Annotated in this window: 1 protein-coding gene; it reads right to left on the bottom strand. The window is 51.2% G+C overall.

What is annotated here, in order from left to right:
• A partial coding sequence (locus KDK17_RS07280) for a hypothetical protein (RefSeq protein ID WP_257287724.1) occupies positions 1 to 1,505 on the bottom strand: 1,505 nt, incomplete at both ends.

The raw sequence follows: 1,505 nt of genomic DNA, 5'->3' as shown, positions 1-1,505 counted from the left end.
CCTCGAAAAAAGCGTTTAGCTGCTCCAGCGACCAGTTCTTGATCATAAAACCGTTACCGATGAGACTGAATTCCGGTTTTGGCAATGTCATGGTTCCACTACCGGAAAGTATCGTCAGCTGTTGCTTTTCAAACTTATACTCAGGTACCTGTTCAAGCTCAATCAGCATGGCGGCTATAAAGAGCCACAGCCGCTTCTGTCCTTCCATGACCGCATCACCTTTGATAACCACCCCTTTGCCACCGGTGCCGGCCACCTGCGATGAAAAGCAAAGGTTCGGTATCTGTTGGTGGTCAGTCAGGTAATGGTGTGCCAGCAGCAGCCCTTCCAATATAAGCTCCTGTTCTTTTACCTGAAGGGCATTGGAGGTCTGTCGGGCAATACAGGCCTCCAGAAAATCCTGCATTTTTTGTGGCTTGAATGTCTGGTGTATCCGGTACAGTTGGTGAGTCCCGGGGACAGTGTCGAAGAAGCTGTCGAGCTTTTGGGCAAAGTCTGAGCGCTTGGCCTCTGGCTGCAACCAGATAAGCTCCAGCATCATTGCTTTACTTCGTTTCAGGGGGTATCGCTGACCAAGTCTTTCCCGAAGTGGCTTCAATGCCTCCCATTGCTCTTTGTTCGGGGCAGGACTCAGGTTTTTGCACACTCTGATGTACTCCAGACACTCGGGTTCAGGAAGCTTCGTCAGGGCAAGCTTTATGGTTTCCAAGGGGGCGGAAAGGGAGAGTGCCTTAGTGAGCAAGTCTTGGTCTTGCGGTTTTTCATTTTTCCTTTTCAGCCAGAAATGTACGCCTGCACCACCATGGTTGTAAAGCGTCGGTATCAACGATCTCAGCGCAGAAAGTACTTGGGTTCTTTCATTGTGGGCGTTTGTGAAAGCGGTCAGGTATTGTTCAAACTCTGCCATCGTCATACGCCATTTGTTAGGAGCAGAACAGAACAGCGCCAGGACTTTCATGGTCTGTGCAATGGTTATACGCCACTTTTTAGGAGCCGAACTGAACAGCGGCAATGAGTTCATTGCATCGTCTTCTTCCTGCTCATCATCGGAGTCATCAATGTCGTAGTCAATGTCTCCGGAGAGTTCCAGAAGATCTGGAAGGCGTAAGCGAAATAACCTCTCATTGGCTGCCAACTCCCTATGCCCGGGTAACCCGGACTTGCATAACACTCGGCTGGCCATCTTCAGGAAAAGCTTCTTGTCACCCCGGGGCAGCCATTGAACAAAGGCTATTACGTCCGCCTCTACCGGGAAGCCTTTACCATAATACGCGGCGGCAACGTGTCCAAGCAGCTCCCGGTGGACTGGTTTGTCTTTAACAGCAGCATCCTGACCTGGCTGCCAGCCCTCTTTCAGGCAGGGCATAGTAATGAAGGCTTTCACTTGCTCCCTGGTCGGGAAGCCCAGACGATAATTCATGTAGATGATGTGCATGAATAGTTTCCGGTCGATCGGGCTGTCTTTAACGGCCTCGTCGCAGCCCGGCTGCCAACCCACTTTCAGG

The organism is Endozoicomonas sp. SESOKO2, assembly GCF_024606245.1.
Lineage (GTDB): Bacteria > Pseudomonadota > Gammaproteobacteria > Pseudomonadales > Endozoicomonadaceae > Endozoicomonas_A.
This window is presented reverse-complemented; position numbering and strand designations above follow the sequence as displayed.